Source organism: Mycolicibacterium phocaicum (genome assembly GCF_010731115.1).
GTDB classification, from domain to species: Bacteria; Actinomycetota; Actinomycetes; order Mycobacteriales; family Mycobacteriaceae; genus Mycobacterium; species Mycobacterium phocaicum.
On the sequence record NZ_AP022616.1, the window covers coordinates 5,340,518 to 5,365,696 of the forward strand.

Annotated in this window: 23 protein-coding genes and 2 pseudogenes; 10 read left to right on the forward strand and 15 right to left on the reverse strand. The window is 66.5% G+C overall.

Translation table 11 applies throughout. The features are described from left to right. Positions 1-28: 28 nt before the first annotated feature. Positions 29-1,488, reverse strand: a pseudogene (locus tag G6N46_RS25705) (DDE-type integrase/transposase/recombinase). Between the two features lie 66 nt (positions 1,489-1,554). Further along, positions 1,555-2,196 (reverse strand): helix-turn-helix domain-containing protein, encoded by a 642-nt coding sequence (locus G6N46_RS25710; RefSeq protein WP_064859029.1) that lies wholly within the window; start codon positions 2,194-2,196, stop codon positions 1,555-1,557. Positions 2,197-2,387: 191 nt separating this feature from the next. Between G6N46_RS25710 and G6N46_RS25715 the strand changes: the two are divergent. Both G6N46_RS25715 and G6N46_RS25720 read left to right on the forward strand, forming a co-directional pair. After that, positions 2,388-2,789, forward strand: a pseudogene (locus G6N46_RS25715) (cutinase family protein); the annotation flags it as partial. A 46-nt stretch (positions 2,790-2,835) separates the two neighbouring features. After that, a complete protein-coding gene (locus G6N46_RS25720) occupies positions 2,836-3,507 on the forward strand; it encodes an HAD family hydrolase (protein ID WP_138250243.1) in 672 nt (223 codons plus the stop codon). A 13-nt stretch (positions 3,508-3,520) separates the two neighbouring features. On the opposite strand, the gene G6N46_RS25725 is transcribed toward G6N46_RS25720, so the two are convergent. Beyond that, positions 3,521-4,000 carry a MarR family winged helix-turn-helix transcriptional regulator gene (locus tag G6N46_RS25725; protein WP_138250242.1) on the reverse strand — a complete coding sequence of 160 codons (480 nt, stop codon included), beginning with the start codon at positions 3,998-4,000 and terminating at the stop codon, positions 3,521-3,523. Between the two features lie 202 nt (positions 4,001-4,202). Here G6N46_RS25725 and G6N46_RS25730 point away from each other — a divergent pair, with 202 nt between their 5' ends. After that, positions 4,203-4,619, forward strand: a complete 417-nt coding sequence (locus tag G6N46_RS25730) for a DUF5313 domain-containing protein (protein WP_138250241.1) — start codon at positions 4,203-4,205, stop codon at positions 4,617-4,619. 5 nt (positions 4,620-4,624) lie between these two features. Here G6N46_RS25730 and G6N46_RS25735 read toward each other — a convergent pair whose 3' ends face one another. Beyond that, positions 4,625-5,185 (reverse strand): TetR/AcrR family transcriptional regulator, encoded by a 561-nt coding sequence (locus tag G6N46_RS25735; protein ID WP_138250240.1) that lies wholly within the window; start codon positions 5,183-5,185, stop codon positions 4,625-4,627. A 91-nt stretch (positions 5,186-5,276) separates the two neighbouring features. Here G6N46_RS25735 and G6N46_RS25740 point away from each other — a divergent pair, with 91 nt between their 5' ends. After that, positions 5,277-5,738 (forward strand): nuclear transport factor 2 family protein, encoded by a 462-nt coding sequence (locus G6N46_RS25740; protein WP_138250239.1) that lies wholly within the window; start codon positions 5,277-5,279, stop codon positions 5,736-5,738. Positions 5,739-5,858: 120 nt separating this feature from the next. Here the strand turns inward: G6N46_RS25740 and G6N46_RS25745 are convergent, their stop codons facing one another. The 6 genes from G6N46_RS25745 to G6N46_RS25770 are packed head-to-tail and all read right to left on the reverse strand — an operon-like array spanning position 5,859 to position 12,442. After that, on the reverse strand, positions 5,859-6,947 hold the full coding sequence (locus G6N46_RS25745) for an NADH:flavin oxidoreductase/NADH oxidase (protein ID WP_138250238.1): 1,089 nt from the start codon (positions 6,945-6,947) through the stop codon (positions 5,859-5,861). Beyond that, entirely contained in the window at positions 6,947-7,915 is a 969-nt protein-coding gene (locus G6N46_RS25750) for an amidohydrolase family protein (protein WP_138250237.1), read from the reverse strand. The genes G6N46_RS25745 and G6N46_RS25750 overlap by 1 nt, the downstream gene beginning before the upstream one ends. Further along, the gene (locus G6N46_RS25755; protein WP_138250236.1) at positions 7,912-8,349 is read right to left on the reverse strand and encodes a cupin domain-containing protein; all 438 of its coding nucleotides are present in this window, start codon (positions 8,347-8,349) and stop codon (positions 7,912-7,914) included. Before G6N46_RS25755 ends, G6N46_RS25750 begins: the two co-directional genes overlap by 4 nt. Positions 8,350-8,377: 28 nt before the next feature. Further along, complete coding sequence (locus G6N46_RS25760; RefSeq protein WP_138250235.1) at positions 8,378-9,568, reverse strand: FAD binding domain-containing protein; 1,191 nt, start codon at positions 9,566-9,568, stop codon at positions 8,378-8,380. Then, positions 9,565-10,920, reverse strand: a complete 1,356-nt coding sequence (locus G6N46_RS25765) for an MFS transporter (protein WP_138250234.1) — start codon at positions 10,918-10,920, stop codon at positions 9,565-9,567. The genes G6N46_RS25760 and G6N46_RS25765 overlap by 4 nt, the downstream gene beginning before the upstream one ends. A gap of 31 nt (positions 10,921-10,951) precedes the next feature. Then, positions 10,952-12,442: an aldehyde dehydrogenase gene (locus G6N46_RS25770; protein ID WP_138250233.1), complete on the reverse strand. Its 1,491-nt coding sequence runs from the start codon at positions 12,440-12,442 to the stop codon at positions 10,952-10,954. A 106-nt stretch (positions 12,443-12,548) separates the two neighbouring features. Between G6N46_RS25770 and G6N46_RS25775 the strand changes: the two genes are divergently transcribed. The 3 genes from G6N46_RS25775 (at position 12,549) to G6N46_RS25785 (ending at position 15,582) form a co-directional block, all read left to right on the forward strand. After that, positions 12,549-14,348 carry a helix-turn-helix domain-containing protein gene (locus G6N46_RS25775; RefSeq protein WP_138250232.1) on the forward strand — a complete coding sequence of 600 codons (1,800 nt, stop codon included), beginning with the start codon at positions 12,549-12,551 and terminating at the stop codon, positions 14,346-14,348. 141 nt (positions 14,349-14,489) lie between these two features. Next, positions 14,490-14,810, forward strand: coding sequence for a DUF732 domain-containing protein (locus G6N46_RS25780; RefSeq protein ID WP_163693022.1), 321 nt, complete (start codon positions 14,490-14,492; stop codon positions 14,808-14,810). Between the two features lie 7 nt (positions 14,811-14,817). After that, positions 14,818-15,582: a hypothetical protein gene (locus G6N46_RS25785; protein ID WP_138250230.1), complete on the forward strand. Its 765-nt coding sequence runs from the start codon at positions 14,818-14,820 to the stop codon at positions 15,580-15,582. A 12-nt stretch (positions 15,583-15,594) separates the two neighbouring features. On the opposite strand, the gene G6N46_RS25790 is transcribed toward G6N46_RS25785, so the two are convergent. Genes G6N46_RS25790 through G6N46_RS25800 form a run of 3 tightly spaced genes read right to left on the reverse strand, consistent with a single transcriptional unit; the run spans position 15,595 to position 19,411 of the window. Then, positions 15,595-16,578, reverse strand: coding sequence for an FAD binding domain-containing protein (locus G6N46_RS25790; RefSeq protein WP_138250229.1), 984 nt, complete (start codon positions 16,576-16,578; stop codon positions 15,595-15,597). Beyond that, complete coding sequence (locus tag G6N46_RS25795) at positions 16,575-17,111, reverse strand: (2Fe-2S)-binding protein (protein WP_138250228.1); 537 nt, start codon at positions 17,109-17,111, stop codon at positions 16,575-16,577. Before G6N46_RS25795 ends, G6N46_RS25790 begins: the two co-directional genes overlap by 4 nt. Next, complete coding sequence (locus tag G6N46_RS25800; protein ID WP_234880742.1) at positions 17,108-19,411, reverse strand: xanthine dehydrogenase family protein molybdopterin-binding subunit; 2,304 nt, start codon at positions 19,409-19,411, stop codon at positions 17,108-17,110. Before G6N46_RS25800 ends, G6N46_RS25795 begins: the two co-directional genes overlap by 4 nt. 238 nt (positions 19,412-19,649) lie before the next feature. Between G6N46_RS25800 and G6N46_RS25805 the strand changes: the two genes are divergently transcribed. Next, positions 19,650-19,880: a hypothetical protein gene (locus G6N46_RS25805; RefSeq protein ID WP_138250227.1), complete on the forward strand. Its 231-nt coding sequence runs from the start codon at positions 19,650-19,652 to the stop codon at positions 19,878-19,880. Then, positions 19,870-20,889, forward strand: a complete 1,020-nt coding sequence (locus G6N46_RS25810) for an XdhC family protein (protein ID WP_138250226.1) — start codon at positions 19,870-19,872, stop codon at positions 20,887-20,889. Before G6N46_RS25805 ends, G6N46_RS25810 begins: the two co-directional genes overlap by 11 nt. Before the next feature lie 75 nt (positions 20,890-20,964). Here the strand turns inward: G6N46_RS25810 and mbp1 are convergent, their stop codons facing one another. Together mbp1 and G6N46_RS25820 are read right to left on the reverse strand one after the other, a co-directional pair. Further along, the gene (gene mbp1 / locus G6N46_RS25815; RefSeq protein ID WP_138250225.1) at positions 20,965-21,210 is read right to left on the reverse strand and encodes a microaggregate-binding protein 1; all 246 of its coding nucleotides are present in this window, start codon (positions 21,208-21,210) and stop codon (positions 20,965-20,967) included. Positions 21,211-21,370: 160 nt separating this feature from the next. Beyond that, on the reverse strand, positions 21,371-22,501 hold the full coding sequence (locus G6N46_RS25820; RefSeq protein WP_174814153.1) for an AI-2E family transporter: 1,131 nt from the start codon (positions 22,499-22,501) through the stop codon (positions 21,371-21,373). A 460-nt stretch (positions 22,502-22,961) separates the two neighbouring features. Between G6N46_RS25820 and glgX the strand changes: the two genes are divergently transcribed. Then, positions 22,962-25,115, forward strand: a complete 2,154-nt coding sequence (glgX, locus tag G6N46_RS25825) for a glycogen debranching protein GlgX (protein WP_138250224.1) — start codon at positions 22,962-22,964, stop codon at positions 25,113-25,115. The last annotated feature ends 64 nt before the right edge of the window (positions 25,116-25,179 follow it).

Below are 25,179 nucleotides of genomic sequence, written 5' to 3' on the forward strand. Positions count from 1 at the left end.
CCCCAATGTGATTGCAACCGTTGAATACTCACGCCGACACCCCGTCCTCGAACTCGTCCTCGGTGGGAGCGAGGTCGGTGATCGAGAGCTGAGCGGCGACCTGGTCGCCGTCGGAGTCGGTTCCGTAGAGGGCGTGATAGCCGATACGTTCATCCTCACGCAGCTGCTCGTGATGGGCGGCAGCGGTCAACGCCAGGTAATCGATCCCCGTCGTTGCCGGCGGGGTCTCGACGGTCTCGGGTCGGGCTTTCGGGTGGGCATGGCGGCTGATGGTGTGCGGTGTCGCGGCACCGAAACTCTGGTCGCGGTGGCGGACCTCGACGGTCTGCAGGTCGAACGGGGAGAACACCAGCTCCACGCGGCGCCCGGCCAGGGCGGGGTCGACCTGGTAGGTGTTGGAATGCAGGGAGACGGTGGCGGTCTTGGTCACCACCCGAAATTCCGACCACAAGAACGCCTCGGTCAGATCCGCCGCCGTCGGCAACTCCGGAGTGTGACCAAGGCGGTCCCAGCCGGTGTCCCAGCGCTCCAGTGGGGATTGCCCGGTCTCGGTATGGGTGCGGCGGTGGTATTCGGTCTCGACCCAGGCCATGAACAGCCGGTTGAGCTCCAACAGCGCACCGGTGTGGTCGACCCCGGCGGCGGCGAGGTCCTCGGTGGTGGTGTCGGTGACCTCAACGAGGAACTGCCCACGCACGGTGCGGAAGAACCGTTCAATCTTGCCCCGTGCGGGCGCCCGGGCGCCGAATGTACCAGTCGGATACCGAGTTTCGCGCACGCCCGCAGCAGCCAGGCATCGACGAACGCCGAACCATTGTCGACATAAATCGAGGCTGGCACGCCGCGGGCGGCCAGCGCGGGTTTGAGCGCGGCCGCCAGACGCACGGTGTCCTCGGCGAACCCGAACCGGTGACCGACCACCAACCGAGAATGGTCGTCGAGGAAGGCGAACAGGTAGGTCTTGCGGTCACCGACCCGCGGACCGTGCAGAGCGTCGCCGACCCACAGTTCGTTGGGGTCGGCGGCTTCGAACCGGCCGAACACCTCCCTGGCGCCACCGGCGGCCGGGCCCATCAGCTCGCAGCGATGGAAATGGCGCAGCAGGGTCGATTCCGAGGGCGCCCAGCCGGTGGCGGTGCGCAGGATGCGGGCCACCTGGGCGGTGGTGCGTGACGGATTCTCCCGCTTCAACGAGGCGGCCAGCTCCAGCACCCCGACGTCGGTGCGGGTGGCCAGCCGGCGCGGCTCGGGCACCAGGGCTTCGAACCCGCCGGCCCGGTAACGCCGGATCCAGCGGTCCAGGGTCGGTCGTGCGATCTGCACCCGGGTGCCGAACGGGTCGACATGGGTGCGCTGCGCGATCTCGCGGACCAGTCGGCCACGCTGTTTGGTCGACAACCCGGCCTCCAGGGCGGGGCAGATCAGCTGATACCGGAACAAGCCGATCGCCTGGACCCGCTCGCGACGCTTGTGTTCTTCCAACGACACCGTTTCTCCTCACACATTCGATGGCCCGACCCGAAACCATTTGTCGGGCAGGTGCCTTCGCGAGGATCACCGATTCCCACGTGGCGCATCAGGGGCAACTGGTGTTGCGAACGGCGTCTGCCGCGTCGTCGGCCAGCCCGGTGCTAGCAGTTGGCCGCCGCTGACCGCGACCATCACCTGTACCGGCGTCACCGCGCCCACCAACCCGGCCGGCCCGAACCGCTGCCCGATCGCCACCGCCGCGGCATCGACCGCGGCCACCACCTCACCCCAGCCGCAGCCTTGCCCCTCGGGGATCGTCACGTCGATCCCGATGAGCACCGCCATCTGAATGAACCACGCCCGGATCGCCTCCAGTCGGCCGCCGGCCCGGCGCAGCCAGCCCCGCACCGTGGTCGCCGGCACGTTGAGTCGAGCAGCGATCCGGCGATGCCCAACCCCCTGTGCGCGAGCAGCCAATGCCATCCAAATCTGTTCGGCTGCATACGCTCTGCGCAGCAGCACCGTGACCGGCAACAACACGTGCGTCACCAGACACGATCGGCATCGCGCCCGCCGTGGCCGAACCGCACCGGCCAGACCCACCACGCGGCGACTGCGGGCGAATCCCCAACCACCCAGCACGCCCTGTGAGCACGCCGGGCATCTGATCAGCCCCGCCGCCAACCGGGACTCGACGCAGACCAGATCAGCCTCTACCGTCACCATCGGTGCCTCCGTGCACTACAGCGCGGCACCCTGCGAGCCCGCCAAGACTTCAGCGGGGTGCCGCGCGACCCATCAGTTCCTCATCACACTGATGGTGCACACGACCAAGATCAAGCCGGCGGGCCACGCCACCGATCACATCGGCAAGATCAATGACGAATGGCCACCCCGTGATAGCCATCCAGAGAGACGGTCAACACTCCCAGGGTGCGGCGGTTGCCGCCTACATCACCGAGGACACCGTGCCGAAGGGTTTCACCTTGCCGCCGGGCCTGACCGGGCCGATGCCGGCGTCGACGGCCGACCATGTGGCCTCCGTTGTCCTGTTCGGGAAGCCGTCGAGCGGATTCCTGCAGATGATCTACACGGGCGCGCCGCCCATCACGGTCGGCCCGCGCTACGTCGGCAAGACCGATGACATCTGCATCCCCGAGGATCCGGTGTGCTCGCCGACCGGCGGCGATCAGGGCGCCCACGGTGCATACCCGGCGCGCGGACTCACCGACGGGGCTGCCGACTACGTGGTGAGCCGACTCGGGGGCGGCGCGGCCAAGCCGGCCCATTCGACCGCCCAGGCCTCCGGACTCAACTAGCCAGGCACGTTGCGTAGGCGGCCCTGATCGGGGGTACCGCCTGGGTATGGCGCAACACTCAGCGGTTCTGTTCGACGTCGACGGCACGTTGGTCGATTCGAATTACCTACATGTACACGCGTGGCTGCGCGCGTTTGCCGACGAAGCCCTGCCGGTGGAGGCGTGGCGCGTGCACCGGTGCATCGGCATGGACGGGACCTCACTGATCCATGACCTGAGTCCGGATGTGCCCGACGAAGTCGGGCACCGGCTCAAGCATCTGCACAGTCGCTACTTCCATCAGGCGGCTGGATTGCTACGGCCGTTGCCGGGCGCGCGCGAGCTCCTGCGCAAGGTGGCGGATCTGGGTCTGCAGGTGGTCCTGGCCACCTCGGCACCCGAGGACGAGCTCGAGCTGACGCGTGGGGTCCTCGACTGTGACGACGTGGTCTCGGCGGTCACGATGTCCGGCGACGTCGATACGGCCAAGCCCGATCCCGACATCATCAAGGTGGCGCTCGGCAAGGCCGGTGTCGCCCCGGGGCAGGTGGTATTCGTGGGTGACGCGGTCTGGGACGCGCAGGCATGTGCGCGGGCGGGCGTGACCGCCATCGGTCTCTTGACCGGCGGCGTGGGTGGCGATGAATTGCGTGCCGCCGGAATGGCCGAGGTCTTCGACGGCCCTGGTGCGCTACTGGCCAATGTGCGTGAGAGCGCCATCGGCGCCTTGCTTTCCTGAGCGGCGGTCGAAGTTACGTGCTCAGCGTGCCGGCGGCAACGGCGGCGGCGTTGATTCTGGTGAGTACCTCGTGAAGGCGTTCCAGCTCGTCGAGGCCGACGCCCAGTTGTTCGACAACCGCGGGCGGAATTTTGAGCGCGCGACGACGCAGCGCGACGCCCTTCGGTGACAGCGTGATGTGTGTGGTGCGTTCGTCGGTGGCGCTGCGCGTGCGGCGGATGAGCTCGAGCGTCTCGAGGCGCTTGAGCATCGGCGACACCGTGGCCGAATCCATCTGCAGCAGCGCGGCGATCTGCTTGACGGTCAACGGGTCCTGCTTGGCTTTTGCGTTGTCCCACAACGCCAGCAGCACCAGGTACTGCGGATGCGTCAGCCCGAGCGGTTCGAGCAGTGGCCGGTAGATCGCGAGTACCGCACGGTTGGTGATGGCCAGTGCGAAGCAGACCTGCCGTTCCAGGGCCAAGGGGTCGACGTCTTCCGAGGCAGCGGGCATGTTGCTCAGCTTATTACGCAATTAGGGTCCTAACATTTTGCGCCCACCTCGATGGGCTGATCCGTTCGGCGTCGTCGCGCTCAGCTGCGGCCTGCATCACGCTCCGCTGGGCTACTGGAATAGCGAGCTAATTGATAGTGTCCTAACTATTAGGGTACGAAGAGCATGGTGCTCGTCGATCTGATCAGTCAAAGGAGACGTCATGGCCGCCGACAGTCCGACGTTCTGGCAGCGCATCACCTACGCCTACGGGCGCCGTCTACCGGATCACCTGCAGGACTGGGTTCGTCAGGACCTGACTGACGACGGCGCTGTGCGCCGGCACATGATCCGGTACGCCATCCCGCCGATCTTCGTGCTGGCGCCGCTGTGGCTGCTGCCGGCGTCGGTGTACGTGCACTCGGAAATGACACTGCCGATCTACTTCTGGGCCCTCGTGATGGCGTTCGTGCTCAACAAGGTGTGGCGTCGCTACCGCCTGAGCCAGCACGGCCTCGACCCGAACCTGATCGACGAAGTCCTGCGGCAGAAGCAGTCGCAGATGCACGACCGCTATGTCGAGCGCTTCGGTCCGCGACCGGAATCCGCCAAATGGCAGGCGAACAGCCGGCCGTTCTGACGGCCTCATTCCAGGAGGGATTTGCTCGCTTCCCGGGCCCGCTGCGCTGCCGCGGCGTCTCCGGTGATGGCGGCGGCGACGATCGCGCCTTCGGCCAACAAGCAGAAGGGTGCCGCGGGCGCATCGGTGGCGGCCGTGACCCAGCCGGTGATCTGGTCGTGGAAGGCCTGCTTGTGCGCGCGCACTTCAGCCAGGATGGCCGGCGAGGTGGTGCCCAGCTCGCCGTAGGCGTTGACCCAGGCGCAGCCGCGGAAGTCGGGCTCGGCGAACCACTGGCCCAGCCAGTCGAAGACCGCCAGGACCCGTTCTCGTGGATCCTCGTGCTGTTCCACGTACTGGGCCAGGTTGCCGCGCCAGCGGCGGTCACGGCGTTGCAGCACGGCGACGACAAGTTCTTCCTTGGTCGCGAATAGTCCGTAGATGCGTTTCAGTGCGATCCCTGCTGCGGCCCGGATGTCGTCCATGCCGACGGCTTGAATGCCGCGCTCGTAGAACAGCGCCTCGGCGGCGTCGAGTAGCGCTTCCCGGTCGCGGGACTTCTGCTCTTCGCTGATCGGCGCCGGCATCGAATCCATCCTTGACGTTGAGAACGTTCGTTCCCTACGATAGTCGAGTCGCGTAGAGAACGCACGTTCTCGATAGTTGAAAGAAGGAACCATGAGCGAACAGCGCCCGCCCGTCCCGCCGTTCACGACAGAAACCGCACTTCAGAAAGTGCAAGCGGCCGAGGATGCCTGGAACACCCGCGACCCGCAGCGTGTCGCCCTGGCGTACACACCCGACTCGGTCTGGCGTAACCGGGACGTGTTCGTCACCGGTCGCGCGGAAATCGTGCAGTTCCTGACCACCAAGTGGGAGCGCGAACTGGACTATGCCCTGCGCAAGGCGCTGTGGGGGTTCCGAGGGAACCGCATGGCCGTCCGATTCCAGTACGAGTGGCACGACGCCGCGGGCCAGTGGTGGCGCAGCTACGGCAACGAACTCTGGCAGTTCGACGCGGACGGCTTGATGGAACGCCGTGAGGCGAGCATCAACGACGCGCGGATCAATGAGAGCGACCGGCGCATCTTCGGTCCGCGGTCGGAGCGCGATCGCGGAGTCGAACTTCCGCTCCAGTAGGTGCGGTGCCACCGTCGTTCACCGGCTCGGTGCATGCCGAGGCAAGAGATACGCCCCAGGCCAGCACGTGGGCCAGATTGGCCGGTAAGGCGGGCAGGTGAGACTGCCCGCCGCGGGGACTCATGCGAATCCCCGTGAGTACTGAGGCGGGTGCGGCAGTGTCACCCCGAGGTGTTGCGCGGCGTCGCGGACCCAGTTGGGATTGCGCAGCAGGGCACGGGCGACGAAGACGGCGTCGGCCTCACCGCCGGAGACGATCGCTTCGGCCTGTTCGGCCTCGGTGATCATTCCGACCGCGGCGGTGGGGATATCTGCCTCGGCGCGAACCCTTTTCGCGAATGGAACCTGATAGCCGGGGGCGACCGGGATACGTGCGTCGGGAACCGCGCCGCCGGTCGATACGTCGATGAGGTCGACGCCGGCTTTCTTCAAACCGACCGCGAGGGCGACGGTGTCCTCGACGGTCCAGCCCGGGCGTGGGTCGTCGGTGTCACCGGCAAGCCAGTCGGTGGCGGAAACCCGGAAGAACAACGGCAGGTGCTGAGGCCACGCAGCGCGCACTGCTTCGGCGACTTGTAGTGCGAATCGCATCCGGTTGTCGAGCGATCCGCCGTACGCATCGGTGCGCATATTGGACTGCGGCGACAGGAACTCGTGAATGAGATAGCCGTGGGCACCGTGGATTTCGAGCACCTGGAAGCCGGCTGCGGCGGCTCGTCGGGCGGAATCGGCGAAGTTCGCCACGATTCGCTCGATGTCGTCGACGTCGAGTTCGGCGGGAACGGGACGATGTCCGAACGCAATGGCGCTGGGGCCCAGCGTCGTCCAGGACTCGGGAGTCCGGCTGGGGTCCGGCCAGGGGCGCCCGGTGGACGCCTTGCGGCCGCCGTGCACGATCTGGATGCCCGGCACCGAACCCTGCGAGGTGATGAAGTGCGTCAAACGCTGGAATGCCGGAATCTGCCGGTCATTCCACAACCCGAGGTCGTAGACGCTGCTGCGCCCGGCGGGGTCCACGGACGTCGCCTCGACCATCGCCAGGGCGACGCCGCCGACGACCCGCGAACCGAAGTGCTGTAGGTGCCAGTCGGTCGGGGTGCCGGCTTCCGGCCCGTCGGCGTTGCCGGAGAACTGCATCATCGGCGACATCCATGCGCGGTGCGCGAAGGTGACATCGCGAAGGGTCAGCGGTGTGAAGAGCGTCGACATCAGTTCACTCCCAAGAAGGTTCGGGCCGCACGGGTCAATGCGTCCTCATCGGGTCCGTACTTGACCGCGAACCGTACCGGGTCCGATTCGGCCATGTCGAAGGGATAGTCGCTGCCACAGACCACCTTGTCCTTACCGGCGACCTTCCTGAGCAGTTCGAGCTGCGGCGCGTCATGGGTGACGGTGTCGAAATACAGCTCGGCCACGACGTCGGACGGCAATCGGCTGCCTGCGGCGCGGACATCGGCACGGGCCCGCCAGCCATGGTCCCACCTGCCGAGCAGGCCGGGTGCGCAGCCGCCGCCGTGCAGGAAGCAGATGCGTAACGCGGGCAGGTCGTCTTTGAGCCCGCTCAGCACGAGATTGGCCACCGCAGTGGCGGTTTCGACAGGGTTGCCGATGAGGTTGGCCAGGTAGTAGTCGCTCCACTCGGGCCGGCCGATCTGCATGGGATGCACCAGCACGGCGAGATCGAGGCGCGCGGCCTCGGAGACGATGTGCCGCAACGCTCCCCGATGCAGGGAGTCGCCGTCGACCACCGGCGGTATCGCGACGCCGACGATGCCCGCGGTGCCACGCAGCGCGGTCAACTGGGAGGTGATGTCTTGGGGTTCGCCCAGGGCCACGATGCCGAGCCCGAGGAACCGTCCCTCCGACTTTCCGACGACGTCGGCCAGTGCGGTGTTGAAGGCGACGGCGTACTCGGCGCCGGCCCCGGTGAGCGGAAAAGCAAACGGCGGCGCGGAAAGTACGCGCACCGCGACGCCGGCGCGGTCCATGTCCTCGGTGATCGCGACCGCGTCGCTCATGGCGTCGGTGGCGATCGACAGCGGAAGGTCGCCGAGGTGCAGCTGGCCGTCGCGGTCGTTCAAGGGGCCATACGGGGCACCGGGCGGCAACACGAACAGGGCACGGGGCAACCAATGGGCGTGGACGTCGATGACCCCGTCGGGGATGCGCGGGCTCATCGCGCAATCTCCAGCGCGTCATTGTCACTGTCAAGGTGCTCGACGGTGGTGAAGACCAGCTCGGTTTCGCCGATGTTCTCGATGTCGTGCAGCAGGAATTCGCCTGGGCCGAAATGGAAGTGGCGGGTCTCACCGGCCCGATACGAGACTTCGCGCACGGTGCCGTCGTGGGTGTGTTGGCGACTGCTGCCCGCGTTGATTGCCGTCCAGAAGTAGTCCAGCACGTGCCGGTGTGCGTGCCAGCGCTCGCCGGGCGCCAGCCGGATTTCCCACACCCGAACCCGGGAGTCCTCGCTCAGCAGGCGGGATCCGACGTTTCCGTCGAAGGCGTGCTCGGCGAACTCGGTCTTGAGCCATCCCGGCCAGCTCTCGAAGTCGGTGGCCACCAGCTCACCGGCGAGCGGCAGATCGGTCAGATAGTTGTTGTCGGTCATTGTCGAATTCCTTTCGTCGTGACGGGCTTTAGCGTCCGGGGCCGTAAAGGCCGAATCGCAGATCGGGGTCGCCTGGCGTCCAGCTGTTCCGGAACTGGGAGCGTTCGCCCATGTCCACCACTCGGCGCAGCAAGTTGTCGCTGAGCTGCAGCTGCGCCGGTTCCCATTTGGCCAGGGCCGACACGATGTCTCCCGCCGAGGTGGACAGCGCCTCGGCCAGCGCCCAGGCGTCTGCGGCGGCTTTGGCGGTTCCAGCGGCCGCATGAGGCCGGGAGGCACACGCGGCGTCGCCGATCAACGCCGCCCGGCCGAGAGCCATCCGCGCGGACCGCACATCCGACAGCACCTGCAGGTAGGGCTGCGGGGTCTTGACGACCACCTCGGCCTCTGCGGGCGCCAGCTGTGCCACCGCTGCTGTGCGCAGTTCGTCGACGAAGCGGTCCTGCACCTGGCCGGGATGGACCGACACCGAGCCGGCGAATCCCCTTTTGTCGATGAGCAATTCGCTGAGTTCAGGGCCCGCCGGGACATTGCGGTACCAGACGTAGTTCATCAAGCGGTCGGCGTCGTCGAGGCTCTGCTCGCCGGGGATCGGGTACATCGTGATGTGGGAGTTCGGGATCACGGTGTAGGTGATGGCATCACCGAGCACATCACGGGTGTGGGCGGTCAGTTCGGACAGCGGGACGGTTCCGCGCCAGCCCACGTAGCCGGAGTAGGTGAGCGCGGCATCGGGATCGAAATGCTCACGAGCCGGTGAGGTGATGCCGTCGGCGAAGACGACGAGGTCGGCGCTGGCCGTCTTGCCGCTGACGAACCGCACGGTGGCGGTGTGCTCGTCTTGACTGAAACCACAGGCGAATTCGCCGTAATGGTAGTGCTCGGTGCCGAAGTCGGCGAGTAGCGCACGGTAGAAAGTGCCCCACGAGGTGTAGGTCCAGCGGGCGGGCTCCCGGTGCACGGTGGCGCCGCTGGGGTCGAGGTACTGCACGTACGAGGTGGCGGTGTGCAGGTCGGCCATGTGCTGGCGGCTGCGTTCGGCGAACCAGCGCACGGTGTCCGGCTGCAGGACGATGCCGCTGCCACGACCGTCGAGGGGAGTAGGGGTGCGTTCGTAGACGTCGACGTGGAATCCCAAGTCGCGCAGCAACAGTGCGGTGGTGAGGCCGCCGATGGATCCGCCGACGACGATCGCCGAAGCAGTGGAGTATTCGGTCATGACGCGCTCTTTTCGCTCAGCCGGCTGGTTTGCGTGGTGGGTTGGTCGACGGGCATGGGTTCCCCGCGGGTTTCGCGGGCGAAGGCCAGCCCGATGACGGCGATCAGGCCTACCGCCGACACCGAGGCGGTGGCGATGCCGAGGTTGCCGTCGAACCATGACGAGGCGATCACCCCGGCGGTGAGAGGCCCGAGCGCGGTGACGTAACGGCCGACGCTGTTGCACACGGCCAGCGCGGTGGCACGCACACTGGGCGGGAAGAGTTCCGGACCGTAGATGAAGGTGCCTGACAGGGCGCCGAACAGACCGAAGCCCAGCAGCGGCATCGCGATGAGCAGCTCGGTGTGACTGCGGCCGAACGGAAACGTCCACGCGATGGTGGCGGCCGAGACCGTGAAGCTGATCGCGAAGGCGTTCCTGCGGCCGATCGCGTCGGCGACGAAACCCCATGCTGCGTAGCCGATTATGCCGCCGGCATTGAACAGCATCGCGGCCACCGCGACCCGGTGATCGGCCACGCCGGACGGGAGGCCTTCGGCCTTGGTCACCTGCCGGATGATCTGCGGGTACCAGGTCGACACGCTCCAGAACGCGATGAGCGCGCCGGTGGCCAGTGCGGTGCAGACCAGCATGGGGTGCAGCAGTGGCGGGCCGAACAGGCGTCGCAGCACGAATCGATCGTGGACGTGATTGTGGCCCAGTGCTTTCCGTTCTTTACGTGCTTGCAAGTGGGCGCCGATCTCGGGTGGCTCGGGGACATAGCGGCGGATGAACCACACCACCAGGGCCGGGATGCCGGCGAGCAGCATCATGGCGCGCCATCCGTGGTCACCCAGCAGTGCATAGGCGGCGGCCGCCATGAAGAAGCCACCGGCGTATCCGGCCATCATCACTCCGCCGGCGCGGGCCCGGAATCGGTTGCGCCAGGTCTCGGCGATCAGGGCGGCACCAACCGGCGCCTCGACGCCCGATCCGAGGCCTGCGATGAATCGCAGGACGCCCAGCTGCCACCAGGTGTCGGCGAAGCAGGCGAGCGCGCTGAACGCCGCGTAGGTGAGGATGCCCGCCGACAGCACCCGGGTACGGCCGAAATAGTCGGCGAGTATGCCGAAAAGGATTCCGCCGGTTGCCCATCCGATGAGGAAGAGCGCGACGGTCAGGCCGCCGTAGAACCCGATGGCAGCGGCATCGGTGTCGATGCCGCTGTTCGGGAGCAGCTCGTTCATGGCGGGGCCGAGGACGAGGACGTAGAGGCTGCCGGCGAAGCCGTCCAGGCCCCAGCCCAGCGTGGTGCCCGCCAGGACCAGCCACTGCGTTCGGGTGATGTCGTGATGCCAGCGTGCTGCGGACATGGATGTACCTTTCGGGCCGTCGGAACAGGGGTCAGTTGAGGCGGCGCTGGGGCTGCCCGCCGTACCAGTCGACGGGCTCGGCAGCGGTGCGCACCACGATCGTCTTGACCCAGGAGAAGTCGTCGAAAGACTCTGTGCCGGCGTCCTTTCCGGAGCCGGATTCCTTGATGCCGCCCCAGGGGAGGGACGGTTCCAGGCGGTGGTGGTCGTTGACCCAGACCATGCCCGCGTTGATGCTCGCCGCCACGCGGTGGGCGCGGCTCACATCGGTTGTCCAAACTCCGGCGCCGAGTCCGTACGGGTTGTCGTTGGCCATCTGCACGCCGTCGTGCTCGCTGTCGAACGGGATGACCACGGCGACCGGCCCGAAGATCTCCTCGCGGGCGACCGTCATGTCCATGGTGGCGTCGGACAACACGGTGGGTTCGAGATAGAAGCCGCCGTCGAAAGGGCTTGGCAGTGCGGGTATCTGGCCGCCGGCTGCGAGGGTCGCGCCTTCATCGACACCGGTCTGGATCAGCGCCGTGACCTTGTCGCGCTGCCGGGTGCTGATGAGCGGCCCCATCTGGGTGTCCGGCAGGGCCGGGTCTCCGATCCGAATGGCCCGGGCCCGCGCGGTGAGGGCGGTGACGAACTCGTCGTAGATGCCGCGCTGCACCAGGAACCGCGATCCGGCGACACACGACTGGCCGGCCGCGACGAACGCGCTGAAGGCCGCGCCCTCGGCGGCGATCTGGGGGTCGACGTCGTCGAAGAGCAACACCGGCGTCTTGCCGCCCAGCTCGGCGGTGATGCGCGCGAACCGGGACGCTGTCGCGACCGCTGCCGATCTACCGGCCTCGGTGCCACCGGTGAGAGTGATCTTGGCGATGTCGGGATGGCCGGTGAGGCGCACGCCCGCCTCACGTGCGCCCGTCACCACATTGAGCACGCCGTCGGGTAGCCCGGCGGCGGTGACGATTTCGGCAAGGGCCAGCGTCGTCAGTGGTGTCAGCTCAGATGGCTTGACCACCACCGTGTTTCCATTGGCGAGTGCGGCCGACAGGCTGCGCGCCAGGATGAGCATCGGATGGTTGAACGGCGTGATGATGCCGCACACACCGAGCGGTAACCGCTGTTGGTAGGTGAGGTAGGGCCCGTCGCCCGGCAACACGGCCTGACGTTGCGCGGCCAGCAGCCCGGCGTTGTACCGGAACCATTCCGGTACGCGGGACAGCTGGGCCCGGGTTTCGGTGATCGGCCGTCCGTTGTTCTGCGCCTCGAGGGTGTAGAGCTTCTCGCTCGCGGATTCGATGGCGTCGGCGATGCGCAGCAGCAGCTTGGCGCGCTCGCTCCGGACCATGGCGGGCCACGGCCCGTCTTCGAACGCCGCGCGGGCCTTGGCCACCGCGGCATCGACCTCACGCGCCCCCTGCTCGGGGACGGTGGCGATCACCGCGCCGGTGGCGGGGCTGAGGATATGGCGGGTAGGGGTGAGGGGCGCATCCGTGACCACGGTGGGGGCCGGTGAGACTTGGGTCATGCCAATGAGTCTCATCACAGCGCCACGCGCGTTCAATGTCGTGCGAGACATATTCTTTAGCTGAATATGTGTGTGGCTACATACGACTGTGGTGCACACTGATCGGATGACGACGTCGACGGGCCGCGAACGGCCGGGGGCGGAACTGGTCACGTGGTTGGCAGCGTTGCGCACCCTCAGTGCCCTGGCCTGCGCCGAGACCGATCTGGCCGAGGTGCTCTGCCTCGTCGCCGATACCGCACGCACGCTGCTGGGCTTCGACTTCTGCGGCGTGCTCATCCCCGACGACAGCGGCGAGCAACTGCTCGTGCGGGGCTGGAGCGGATTGTCGGACGAGTACGTCGGGCGGGTGAACTCCGACCGCCCCATCCGGCTGGACAGCACCTCGCCGTCTACTCGCGCTTTCCACACCGGCGAACCGGTGGCCATCCGCGACGTGCGGATCGAACCCCGATTCGCCCTCTGGGCCGGCGTGGCACAAGAGCAGGGCTACCGGGCGATCATCGCCGTGCCGCTCATCGCCGGCACCGAGGTGCTGGGGACACTCAACGGCTACTACGCCTCGGTGCACACCTTCACCCGCTATGAGATCGAGCGGCTGACCCTGCTCGCCAACCATGCCGCCATCGCGGTGACGTCGGCGCGCCGGCTCGATGAACTGCGTACCCTGACCACATCGCTACGCGAGCAACGCGATGCGCTCGCGCGTTCGGAACAGATCCACGAACGGCTGCTCGCAGTGAGCTTGCGCTCGGGAGGCGTCAACGGGATCGCCGCGGCGTTGAGCGACTTGATCGGCCGGCCCGTGCTCATCGATGACGCCCGCCAGACCGAGCTCGCGCGCTCCGGCGACGGCATCGACTACCCGGCCGTCGCAGTCCGGACCGCGACGGCCGATGCTGAGTCCGCGGCGACCTCGGCGACGGTCGGTGAGGTTGTCGACGATCAGGACGCTTCGACTGGCTGGCTCGTCGCGCGGGTGCGGCTGGGCAGCGAGGTCGCAGCCCGCATCTGGTTCCCCGGGGGGCCCGATTCGCTTGACCCCCTGCAGATTCGGGCGGTAGAGCACGCCTCCATCGTCATCTCGGTGGAGTTGCTGCGGATGCAGACCGCAGCCGAGGTCGAGCGACGGGTGCGCGGCGAGCTGCTGACCGATGTGCTGGCCGGCAGCGGTCAGCTGTCGGGCCAGATTCGGGAGCGGGCCCGACGGTTGGGCCACGATCTGTCCGTCGCTCACGTCGCCGTCGTCGCCACGCTGGCCGGTCCCAGTGAGTCGGCCACCCGCCGGGCGTGGCAACGTGCGCTTTCCGTCGTCACCGAGCTGGCATCGGGACATCAGCCACGCCCGCTGGTGGCGATGCATGGCGGAACCCTGGTCGCGCTGTGGCCAGGTGATAGCGATGAGTCTGCGGGAGTCATCGTGCAGCGGGAGTTGTCCAGGATCGCGCCGAACATCTCAGCGACCGTCGCGGTGTCGCCCGTCCACGGATCCGATTACGGCGACGCCTACCGGATCGCCAAGAGTGCATTGGAGATCTCCCTGCGCTCGGGCCGCACTGATTCCGTTGTGACTCTTGAAGATCTGGGTATCGTCGGTCTACTGCTACAGCTCGATGACCCGGCCAAGCTGACAGCCTTCGCCAACCGGACACTGGCTCCGATCATCGACTACGACGCCAAACACCGCACCGACCTCATTGCCACGCTGCGAGCCCACTTCGCCGGTAAGCAGGACCGCACCGCAACGGCCGAGAAGCTGTTGATTCACCCCAATACGGTCGCCCAGCGGCTGCGGCGCATCGAATCGCTGTGCGCGGCGGACCTGGCCGATCCGGCCGTCAGCGTCCAGTTCTCGTCCGCGCTCATCGTGTACGACATCGCGGCGCAAGGCCAAGGCAGATACTGACCCTGCGCGGTGCCGGCGTGTGAGGCCGCCCGCAGGGGGAGCGAAGGATATCGGTCCCGCGGACTGGTCCGGGGCCATTAGGCTCAGTCATGTTGACGTTCCGCGACCCGCGGGATCAGACACTTTGGGGGAGAGATGTCCGTGAGAATTCGCCTGGCAGCCGGCGCGGTTGCCGCAGTCTCGGTGTTGTCCGTCGCCGGCGCGGGGGTTGCATCGGCATGGCCGATACCGGTCACGCCGGAACAGCAGCGATTCATCAACCAGGCGCGCAATGCCGGTTTCCCCGGTGACGACGACGCGGTCCTGCAGGCCGGGCTGCAGGCGTGTCAGATGGCGTTCAGTGGCCAGTCACGGCCCGACGTGGTCGGCGCGCTGGCCGGGCAGTACGGGGCAGACCCCGGCCCCACCGGTGCGCTCGCGAAAGCCGCGCACGGCATCTTGTGCACGTCGGCCCCGAACTGACCTGCCCATGACTCAACCGCCACCGCAGCAAGGCCCATGGGATCCCCCGCCGAACGGACCGTCGGGAAGCCCGCCGGGCCAACCGATCCCGCCCGCTTCGGGACAGCCCGCGTGGCAGCCGCAGCCGGGCTGGCCGGCGCCGAATCCGCAGCCCTGGCCCGGACAACAGCAGCCGTACTACGGTCCGCAGACCCCGCCGCCGGGCTACCCGCCGCCGCGCAAGTCAGGGGTCAAGCCGTGGGTGTGGATCGTGGTCGTAGTTGTGGTCTTGTTCGTCATCGGCGGCGTCGCCAACGTGGTTCGCAAAGGACTGCACACCACCGCGTTCGGCACCCAGCTGAAATCGGGGGAGTGCGTGACGAACGCTGACTACGAGAAGTTCCATTTCACCTCGACCAGCTGCGAATCATCTGACGCTGTCTACGAATTGGCGGGCGAGACCTCGAAGGGACTGTGCCCGGACGGCAAGGCGCCGTCGGAGGGGCCGTACTTCTACGCCACCAGCAATCAGGATGACCCCAAGGCCGCGACCTTGTGCTTCGCGTTGAACCTGCATGAGGGCGACTGCTACGCGCTCGACCTCACCGGCAAGAGCATCAAGAACATCGACTGCGCGCAGGCTCCGACCATCGCGAACTCGCACACGGGCGTTTTCAAGGTGGCCCAGCGCGTGGATGGCAGCGTCGATGAATCGGCTTGTGCCAGTGCGGCGAAGGCGATGGTCTTCACATCCCCGAAGCGGGTGTACTGCCTGACCAAGCTCGTCGAGTGAGGACGGACAGCGTCACCGTGTACTGGCCTTGTGCAGGGCCCGCAGGACGCTGTGCTTGCCGAGGTCGACTTTGAATCGGTTCTGGCTCAGCGGGGCGGCGCCGCGCAGCGCGATTTCAGCTGCGTTCCGAAAGGCCTCGTCGCCGGCGGCATTACCGACGAGTGCCGATTCGGCATCGGGTACGCGCCACGGTTTGGCGGCGACGCCGCCGAGCGAGATGGCCGCTGAGATGACGACGCCGTCGTCAAGTGTCAGGCCAACTGCAACTGATACCAGGGCGAAGGCATAGCTGTGGCGGTCGCGGACCTTGAGATACCAACTGCGGCGGGCGTATTCCGATGGCGGCAACTGAATGCCGACGATCAGTTCGCCTGGTAGCAGCGTGTTGTCCCGGTCGGGTTCGTCCCCGGGAAGCCGGAAGAAATCGGCCAGCGAGATGCTGCGCGAACCGGTGCTCGCCCGGACGTGCACCACCGCATCGAGCATCGACAGCGCCACCGCCATGTCAGACGGGTGCACCGCGACGCAGGACGGACTGGCCCCGAACAGCGCGTGCTCACGGTTGAAACCTTGTAGCGCACCGCATCCAGACCCGGGCCGGCGTTTGTTACACGCCGGGAACTCGGCGTCCATGAAGTAGGGACAACGAGTCCGTTGCAGGAGATTGCCGCCGGCGGTGGCCATGTTCCGAAGCTGGGTTGTTGCCCCGGACAGGATCGCCTGCGACAACACCGGATACTGAGTTCGGACCAGATCGTGGTTGGCGATTGCGCTGTTGCTGACGCCGGAGCCGATCATGATGCCGCCGTCATCGGTCGCGGTGATCTGATCCAAGCCGAGTTGGCTGACATCGACCACAGTCGTCGGCGCTGCGACACCGAGCTTCATCAGGTCCAGCAGGTTTGTGCCGCCCGCGTAGTAGGTGGCGCCGGCACGGGCCGCAAGATCGAGGGCGTCGTCGACATCTCGGGCGCGGTGGAAGTCGAAAGTCTTCATGGGCGATGCTCGGGCAGGCATGACGCGATGGCGTCGACGATGTTGGGGTAGGCGCCGCAACGGCAGATGTTGCCTGCCATGCGTTCACGGATTTCGTTGGTAGATAAGGTATCCGGTCCATTCGCGAGGTCGGTGAACGGGCCGTCGAAGGTTGCGGCGGACAGATCCCCGCGTGCGTGTTCGGCGAGCATGGCGCGGGCAGAACAGATCTGGCCGGGCGTGCAGTAACCACATTGGAATCCGTCGTGGTCGATGAATGCTTCTTGCAGCGGGTGCAGCTGGTCGTCTTGGGCGATGCCTTCGATGGTCACGACAGTGGCGCCCTCGATCGTCACGGCCAGGGTGAGGCAGCTCAGGACCCGCCGAGCGTCGACCGAAACCGTGCAGGCGCCGCAGAGGCCGTGATCGCAGCCCTTCTTCGTGCCGGTGAGCTGCAGGCGTTCACGCAGCAGGTCCAGCAGAGTGGTGCGGACGTCGGCTGTCATCGTGACTGGAGTGCCGTTGACGATCAGCCCGATGGTGTATTCCGTCATCTGGATTGCCCCTGGGATGCTGTGCCGAACGTTGGCAACAGATTTTCGATCGTGATCGGCAGGTCGCGTACCCGGCGACCGGTGGCATGGAAGACGGCGTTGGCGATCGCCGCGGACACGCCGCAGACACCGATTTCGCCGATGCCGCGGGCACCGAACGCGTTCAGGTGGGGGTCGGCGCTGTCGATGAAGGCGATGTCGAACCTCGGGATGTCGGCGTGAGTCGGCACGTAATACTCGCCGAGGGCATGACCGGTACCCGGGTCGTAGGGCACTTGTTCCAGCAGTGCCATGCCGAGCCCGAAGGTGATGCCGCCGATGACCTGGCTGCGCGCCAGCTTCGGGTTGATGACGCGGCCGCAGTCCATGACCGCGACCCAGCGGGTGACGGTGGCTCGCCCGATGCCCTCATCGACTTCCACCTCGCAGAAGTGGGCACCGAAAGATTGCGAGACCGGCCCGCCTTCCGGCGCACTGTCGCTGGTGATGGTGAAGGTCAGCCGCTCGTGAAATGGATTGTCGGAAGCCTCAATCAGTTGTGTGACTGCGGCCGCCGGACGTTCTGGATCGGTGCTGATCACCTTGCCGTCGCGGATATCGAGCGTCTGTGGATCGCATCCGGAGTACGGCGAATGTTGGTCGACCACGAGATGTTCGAGCAGCCGGCGTTTCCATTCCCGGCCGGCGTCGTACACCGCCGAGCCGACGGCCGCGGTGGTTTGTGAGGCTCCGCTGTACGGGGCGCTCGGGAAGGCGGAATCACCCGAGAAGAATGCCACCTGCGGCAGGAGCAATCCCGCGGAGTCTGCGGCGATCTGTGTCATGACGGTCCGTACGCCGGTGCCGACCTCGTGTGTGGCAGAGGAGAATTCGACAACGCCGTCGCGCGTGGTCCGGACGCGACAGCCGGCGGGCATCCGGCGTCCCGGATAAGTCGCGGTCGCCATACCCCAGCCGACGAGCACGTCGTCGCGGCGCTGCGACCGGGGTTCGGGTGGTCGATGCGCCCAACCGAAGCGATCCGCCCCCTCCCGGTAACAGCGGAGCAGATTCTCGTCGGACCACGGGCGTCCGCTGGCTTGATCGTTCGCGGCATAGTTGGTGATACGTAGCTGTAGCGGGTCGACATTCAGCTCGTGGGCCAGCTCGTCCATGGCGACCTCCAGAGCGAACAGCCCGGGCGCTTCGCCGGGCCCGCGCATGAAACACGGCGTCGGGGCATGTACCCGGGCGACCGTGTGCGAGACGACCATTCGTGGTGATCGGTAGAGGAACCGCGTACTGAGGCCGGCCGGTTCGCAGAAATGCGCGACCGTCGATGTCTCGGTGAGGGTGTGGTGTTCGATGCTGGCCAGCCGGGCGTGCGGATCGGCGACCAGGCGCAGATGCTGTTCAGTTGGCGGACGGTGTCCGGTCGAGGTGAACATCTGAGCACGACTGAGGACCATCTTGACCGGCTGGCCGGTAGTTCGCGCAGCCACGGCGCACAGGACGACGTGCATCCACATGAAGCTCTTGGAACCGAACGCTCCGCCGACCAGCGGGGCGATGACCCGCACATTGTCGACCGAGATGCCCAAATAGGCTGCCAGAGCCAGCCGTTCGCCGGCGATCCACCGCGTCGTGTCGTGCACCGTCAGCAGATCACCGTCCCAGCTCGCGATCGTGGCTGCCAGCTCGATGGGATAATGGGCATTCTCTGGCGTGGTGTAGCGCAACGCCATCTTGATGCCCTCGGCCGGTTCATCGGCAGGGCCACGGTGATCTTGGAGCTTTTCGTCTTCGAGTTTGACGAAATGATCGGGTCGGTAGGTGCCGCTGCGTACGACCCCGTCGTCGCTGGTCGGCAGGTCTGGTGCATCCAGCACATCGCGAGCCGTCAGGAGCGCGGGTAGCTCCTCGTATCTCACGTCCATCGACGATGCCGCGAACTGTGCGTTCTCCAGCGTGTCGGCGACCACCAGGGCCACGTGCTGGCCACGGTGTTGAACGGTCAGATCCGACAGCGGTGGACGGCGCTCCAGTGGCAGATCCCACGTCAGATCGACTGGAAGCTTATGCAGAGCAGGACAATTCAACGGCGTCAGCACGCAGTTCACCCCGGGCGCGGACTGGGCGCGGGCGGCGGCGGCCGCCAGCGAGTCCGCGGTGATGCGGCCATGCGCCACGGTGGACTGCACCAGCACCGCGTACTGCACACCGCGCACCGCGGTATCGGCTGTGTAGCGCGCGCCGCCGGTCACCTTGTCGCGTCCCTCGACCCGGCTCACCGGCCGGCCGATTGCTCCATCGCCTGTCACTCTCACCCTGCCTTTGCGCGCGCTCGCTGTCACTTGAGGCGGTAAGAGCATCGCACTGTCGGCCTCTTGTGTCATCAGATGGCCGGTACGGGTGGCAACTCCTGTGCGTCGACCTGGCGATGAGGCCGGAGGCCGGGCGCGTTGCGAGGTCGTCTGAGTAACATGCCTCAACGAGTACCACGATGAGCACCACGACCCTTGGCATAGTGCTGCCGATGGTCATTGGCTCGAATGTGCCGTGAATGCGCTCGCCGGCGGTGGGGTGTCGAAGATTCTGGTTGCGTTGGGCGCGGCCGTGGTGTCGGTACCCGCTCCCGCTGCTGCCCTGGTCGTGGCGGACTGGCGACGTGGCCTGTCCGCGACCGTGGCTGCCGCCGTTTACGCCGCCCGTTCCTGGCGGCACATCCCGATCTGGTCCGGGGTCGAATGCTCCGACCTGGCGTGCGGAGAGGACATCGATGAAGAATAAGCCTGTGCTGCAATGGATTGCGCGGCGATACGAACTTGGTGAGGCGGTTCTCGCGGTCACGGTCCTCGACACCTACGACCGATCCCCATACCCGCCCGGGTCGATGATGGCATTCGACCGGAGTGCGGCGATGGCGGGCAGCGTGTCATCGGGCTGCGTCGAGGCGGACTTGTTCGCGCGGGCCCGGAGGGTGTTCCTGGACTATGCCGGCCGGGTGGAGGAGATCGGCTGCCGGACAGTCGAATACGACGCAGACCGGTTGAGCGGCGATCCTTTCGCGCCGCGCGGGCCCTGTGGTGGCACGGTGCGGGTGGCCATGCATCCGGTGACACCGCAACACTTTCCGGAACTGCCCGCCCTGCTCTCGGCACTGCATGCCGGTCAGTCGGCAGCCACCTTTCTGAACCTGCAAACCGGTCACACGTCGTTGGTCCAGGCCGGTGATGCGCCGGTATTCTGCACGCGTTACGAATCAGCGCCCCGCATGGTCATTTTCGGTATCAGCGACATCGCCGTCGAACTCGCGGCGCTGGCCACCCGTATGGGGTTTGCGGTCGTGGTTTGTGATCCCCGGTCGGCATTCCTGCACCCCGAGCGCTTCTCGGATCCGGTGGAACTCGTTGCTGATCGGCCCGATCGCTACCTGCGGCATGAGCGGGAAGCGGGGCGCATCGACGCGAAGACGGCAATCGTCGATCTCACCCACGATGAGCGCTTCGCGGTGCCGCTGCTACTCGAGGCCCTTGACTCGCGGCGATGGAACGGCGATGCGCAGCCGTCGTTCGTCGGCGCTCTCGGCTCGAGCGCTCGCTCGGCGAACACTCGACGTGAACTGCTGGCGCGGGGGCTTCTCGCCCATGATCTACACCGCCTGCAGGCGCCGATCGGACTGGACCTCGGCGGGCGTGCGGGACCCCATATCGCGTTGTCGATCCTTGCCCAAGTGGTCGCCAGTGCCGAGGGCGGGAGCGGTCTGCCGAAGTCCGAACGCGCATGCCATTCGGCGTGATGCCGAGCCGGCATCGAGGTCGGGACAACGCGATCGGCCCAGCCGGGATGAACCCCGGCTGGGCCGATCTGTTGGTCAGCGGCGCTGTTCAGCTTCCTGTCGCTGCTCCGCGCTCTTGGCGCCCGCCCGTGCGGCGTCCGCCTCGGCTTCCTTCTTCGCGGCGTCGCGCTGCGCATCGGCCTTGTCCTGCTGGGCCTGGCCCTCGCGCACGATGTCGTCGCGGCCGGTCACGGTGCCGATGACTTCCTTCGCTTTGCCCTTCACACCTTCCACCACGCCACGCACGGCTTCTTCGGGTCCGGTGTTCTGCTTGTCGGTCATGTCTTTCCCTTCCAATACTCATGGATGGATTTGCGTCAGGAGCGGTATCCCTGGTCCGCGCCCTGCTACAGGGATTTCCGATCTGCCCCGACTCGAAACGCCGCGATGCTGTGACCTGTCGGACATCGGGTGTTCTGTGTGAGCGCCGAGTGCCCGATGCTCAGGTGCCATCGAGCCGCGGGAACAGCACCTCGCGTGCGACCAGCTGTACGCCGGCGGCAACCGGGATGGCCACCAACGCCCCGATGATGCCGAGCAACGCGCCGCCGACGAGCACCGCCACGACGGTGACCAGCGCGGGCACCTTGACGGCATGCCCGATGATGCGGGGGACCAGTAGATAATCCTCGAGAGCCCTGAAGACGACGAAAAACACTGCGGTAGAAAGGCATACCGGCAGTGAAACGGTCAGGGCCACCGCTGCCACCACGACGCCCGCGATGGTCGAGCCCACGACCGGCACCAGATCGAAGAGTCCGACGAAGATGCCCAGCAGCAGCGGGTACGGCACGTCGAAGGCGGTCAGCCACACCGCGGTGGCCACGGCGGCGATTGCCGATATCGCCACATTGCCCAGTACATAGGCGCCCACCTTGGCGAAGACGTCGTCGCCGATGAGGATCGCCCGCGGTCGACGGGTCTGGGGGACAAGGCGATACAGGGTCGCGCGGATGCGGGGAAAGTCGATCAGGAAGTACACGGTGAGCACGATGACGATGAGCACGTCCGCCAACGCGGCGAACACCGCCGAGCTGGCGGTGACGATCTCGTTGAGTATCGAGCCGCCTGAACCGTTCATCGTGTCGGTGATCCGCTGTTGAATGTGGAAGCGGTCGTTGAGCTTTCCGATCGTGGACGAGTGGCTCTGGGCCTGCTGAATGTAGTGCGGCGCCTGATGGATCAGCTGGGTGGCCTGCTGCGACAGCGGCGGAATGGCCGCCGCGACGAACGCCGCCATCAGCGCGAGAAAGATGACGAAAACGGTTGTGGTGGCGAGCCAGCGCGGCAGACGGTGGTTGACGAACCACGACACTGCCGGTTCCAGCCCCAACGCCAGGAAGAAGGCGACCCCGATCAGCACCAGCACCGACTGCGCGGCGACCAGCATGTGCACTGCGCCGTACGTCACGGCTGCGCCTGCTGCCGCCGTCATGCCGACGAAGAAGGGCGAATGCCGGTCGAAACGCCGGCCCAGTTCCCCATGGGGACGGGCGTCGGTTTTCATCTCCGCGGCAACAGCTTCCGCGGCGGCGATCGGTTCGTCGTCCGTACCGTGCGGCTGCGCCACCATGTCGTGGTGCGCCGGTTGGCCGGCATCATCCACCGTCTCAACGTCTTTCGCGCTGCCGCTCGGTTGGCCCCTGGCGTCGGAGCCGGCACGCGTCACCACAGTGCCCGTGGTGTACAGGCCTGATTACGGCCTGGCTAGAACCACACCTTGCGTCCTGCGACCGGCCGCCCGACGGCGCCCAGGATCCACAGGACCGCACCGATCACGACCAGGATCGCACCGATGGTCTCGAGAATCGGCACTGCCAAGGCGTATCCCAGAACAAGCAAGATAATGCCCAAGATGATCATGTGTTGCGCTCCTCGCTCAGGGCGTTGACGTGTTCGTCAAGGCCGGCGGGTTACAGGTACCCACGTCGCTACGCGGTCAAACCAACCGTGCAATCCAGCCGTCGCGATGATTGGATGGCGCTGATCCGGGCTATCCCTCCCACCCCAACCCTCTCGCTCGAGGAGAGCACATGACACGGTCCGCCGACTCGGACGACAACCGTCGCACCGAGGTATGGCCGGGCAAGGCGTACCCGCTCGGCGCGACGTATGACGGCGTCGGAACTAACTTCGCCCTCTTCAGTGAGGCCGCAGAGCGCGTGGAGCTCTGCCTGTTCGACGACGACGGCACCGAGACGCGGGTCGTACTGCCTGAAGTCGACGGATTCATCTGGCACGGATTCCTCCCCGATGTCGTACCCGGACAGCACTACGGCTACCGGGTCCACGGGCCCTACGATCCGGCGGCGGGGCAGCGCTGTAACCCCAACAAGCTGCTGATCGATCCCTACGCCAAGGCGATCGATGGCGAGTTCCGTTGGGACCAAAGTCTCTTCGGGTACAACTTCGGCGACGAGGACAGCCGCAACGACGACGACTCCGCCGCCCGCATGCCGCAGTCGGTGGTGATCAACCCGTACTTCGACTGGGGGACGGACCGGCCGCCACAGCGCGCGTACGCCGATTCGGTGATCTACGAGACCCACGTGAAGGGGCTGACGCAGCGTCACCCCGACGTTCCCGAACGTGACCGCGGCACCTACGCGGGCGTCGCGCATCCCGCGATAATCGACCATCTGAAGAGCTTCGGTATCACCGCTGTCGAACTGATGCCGGTGCACCACTTCGCCAACGACTCCGTCCTGATCGACAAGGGACTGTCGAATTACTGGGGGTACAACACCATCGGGTTCTTCGCGCCGGACCCCAAGTACACGTCAGGCGCGACGCCCGGAGGGCAGGTGCAGGAGTTCAAGGCCATGGTGCGCGACCTGCACCAGGCGGATATCGAGGTGATCCTCGACGTGGTCTACAACCACACCGCGGAAGGCAATCATCTGGGCCCGACGCTGTCTTTCCGCGGGATCGACAACGCCGCGTACTACCAGCTGGTCGACGGGGAACCGAAGTTCTACATGGACTACACGGGCACGGGCAACAGTCTCAATGCCGGGCACCCGCACGCACTGCAGCTCATCATGGATTCGTTGCGGTACTGGGTGACCGAGATGCATGTCGACGGTTTCCGTTTTGATCTGGCGTCGACGCTGGCGCGGGAGTTCTACGACGTCGACCGGCTCTCGACATTCTTCGAGATGGTCCAGCAGGATCCGGTCATCAGCCAGGTCAAGCTGATCGCCGAGCCGTGGGATGTCGGGCCCGGTGGCTATCAGGTCGGGAACTTCCCGCCGCAGTGGACGGAATGGAACGGTAAGTACCGCGACGCCGTACGCGACTTCTGGCGTGGTGAGGAGTCCACGCTCGGCGAGTTCGCGTCGCGGCTCACGGGGTCTGCGGACCTTTACGAGCACACCTCGCGCCGGCCGGTCGCCTCGATCAATTTCGTGACGGCCCATGACGGATTCACGCTGCGGGACCTGGTGTCCTACAACGAGAAACACAACGAGGCCAACGGTGACGACAACACCGATGGCGAATCGAACAACCGGTCCTGGAACTGCGGTGTGGAAGGCCCGACCGACGACGCCGGCATCGATGCGTTACGTCGGCGCCAGCAGCGCAATTTTCTGGCCACGACGCTGCTGAGCCAGGGCGTGCCCATGATCTCCCACGGCGACGAACTGGGCCGCACGCAAGGCGGAAACAACAACGGCTACTGCCAGGACAACGAAATCACCTGGATCGATTGGGAATCCGCGGATACCGAGTTGACCGCGTTCATCGGTGGCGTCGCCGCGATCCGCACCGCGCACCCGGTTTTCCGGCGCCGGCGCTTCTTCACCGGTCGGCCGGTGCGCGCCCGGGGCTCGCAGGACGTCCCGGACGTCGCCTTCTTCACCCCGAGCGGCTCGGAGATGACCGACGACGACTGGAACGCCGCCTTCGGCAAGTCCGTCGCGGTGTACCTCAACGGGCAGGGCATACCGGACCTGGATGAGCGTGGGCAGCGGGTGGTCGACGACTCGTTTGTGCTGTGTTTCAACGCGCACCACGACGGCATCGAATTCACGCTGCCGCCAGAGCAATTCGGTGCGGGATGGCAACTGGTTCTCGACACCGCCAGCGGTCTGGCCACCGTGGAGGCCGAGACCACACCGCTGCAGGCGGGGGCCACGGTGACGGTGGAAGGCCGTGCCCTGACGGTGTTCCGTACCGTTTCCTGAAGCAAAGCACGCTGCCCGCGGTGACGTTCCACCATTTCGTTGCCTGCAGCGGCTAGCGTTGGGC

Coding starts and splice junctions, on each gene's coding strand:
- G6N46_RS25710 (WP_064859029.1), bottom strand. CDS start 2,196: ATGGTGACGGTAGAGGCTGATCTGGTCTGCGTCGAGTCCCGGTTGGCG.
- G6N46_RS25720 (WP_138250243.1), top strand. CDS start 2,836: ATGGCGCAACACTCAGCGGTTCTGTTCGACGTCGACGGCACGTTGGTC.
- G6N46_RS25725 (WP_138250242.1), bottom strand. CDS start 4,000: ATGCCCGCTGCCTCGGAAGACGTCGACCCCTTGGCCCTGGAACGGCAG.
- G6N46_RS25730 (WP_138250241.1), top strand. CDS start 4,203: ATGGCCGCCGACAGTCCGACGTTCTGGCAGCGCATCACCTACGCCTAC.
- G6N46_RS25735 (WP_138250240.1), bottom strand. CDS start 5,185: ATGCCGGCGCCGATCAGCGAAGAGCAGAAGTCCCGCGACCGGGAAGCG.
- G6N46_RS25740 (WP_138250239.1), top strand. CDS start 5,277: ATGAGCGAACAGCGCCCGCCCGTCCCGCCGTTCACGACAGAAACCGCA.
- G6N46_RS25745 (WP_138250238.1), bottom strand. CDS start 6,947: ATGTCGACGCTCTTCACACCGCTGACCCTTCGCGATGTCACCTTCGCG.
- G6N46_RS25750 (WP_138250237.1), bottom strand. CDS start 7,915: ATGAGCCCGCGCATCCCCGACGGGGTCATCGACGTCCACGCCCATTGG.
- G6N46_RS25755 (WP_138250236.1), bottom strand. CDS start 8,349: ATGACCGACAACAACTATCTGACCGATCTGCCGCTCGCCGGTGAGCTG.
- G6N46_RS25760 (WP_138250235.1), bottom strand. CDS start 9,568: ATGACCGAATACTCCACTGCTTCGGCGATCGTCGTCGGCGGATCCATC.
- G6N46_RS25765 (WP_138250234.1), bottom strand. CDS start 10,920: ATGTCCGCAGCACGCTGGCATCACGACATCACCCGAACGCAGTGGCTG.
- G6N46_RS25770 (WP_138250233.1), bottom strand. CDS start 12,442: ATGACCCAAGTCTCACCGGCCCCCACCGTGGTCACGGATGCGCCCCTC.
- G6N46_RS25775 (WP_138250232.1), top strand. CDS start 12,549: ATGACGACGTCGACGGGCCGCGAACGGCCGGGGGCGGAACTGGTCACG.
- G6N46_RS25785 (WP_138250230.1), top strand. CDS start 14,818: ATGACTCAACCGCCACCGCAGCAAGGCCCATGGGATCCCCCGCCGAAC.
- G6N46_RS25790 (WP_138250229.1), bottom strand. CDS start 16,578: ATGAAGACTTTCGACTTCCACCGCGCCCGAGATGTCGACGACGCCCTC.
- G6N46_RS25795 (WP_138250228.1), bottom strand. CDS start 17,111: ATGACGGAATACACCATCGGGCTGATCGTCAACGGCACTCCAGTCACG.
- G6N46_RS25810 (WP_138250226.1), top strand. CDS start 19,870: ATGAAGAATAAGCCTGTGCTGCAATGGATTGCGCGGCGATACGAACTT.
- mbp1 (WP_138250225.1), bottom strand. CDS start 21,210: ATGACCGACAAGCAGAACACCGGACCCGAAGAAGCCGTGCGTGGCGTG.
- G6N46_RS25820 (WP_174814153.1), bottom strand. CDS start 22,501: ATGGTGGCGCAGCCGCACGGTACGGACGACGAACCGATCGCCGCCGCG.
- glgX (WP_138250224.1), top strand. CDS start 22,962: ATGACACGGTCCGCCGACTCGGACGACAACCGTCGCACCGAGGTATGG.